At 87.6% G+C, this 251-nt stretch carries 1 pseudogene; it reads right to left on the reverse strand.

What is annotated here, in order from left to right:
• Positions 1-251: pseudogene (locus tag AAHZ94_RS35410) on the reverse strand (hypothetical protein); the annotation flags it as partial.

Here is a 251-nt window from a genome sequence, read left to right on the forward strand (position 1 = left end):
GGGCCACGGCTTGGTGCGCCCCCTGGTGGTCGGCGCGGCGGGGCAGCAACACGCCTCCCAGGGGGCGGGGGCGTGCGCCGCGCGCGGCCAGCAGCCCCGCCAACCTGGCGGCCCTGGCGTCGAGTTCGCGGTAGTTCAGCCGGTCGGCCCCCGCCGCGCCCGCCGGGGGGGGGGGGGGGGGCGCCGGCGGGGGGGGCCCCCCGTGGGGGGGGGCGGGCCGGGGGCGGGGGCGGGGGGGCCCCCCCGGGGGC

The organism is Streptomyces sp. HSW2009 (assembly GCF_040240285.1).
Classification (GTDB): Bacteria; Actinomycetota; Actinomycetes; order Streptomycetales; family Streptomycetaceae; genus Streptomyces.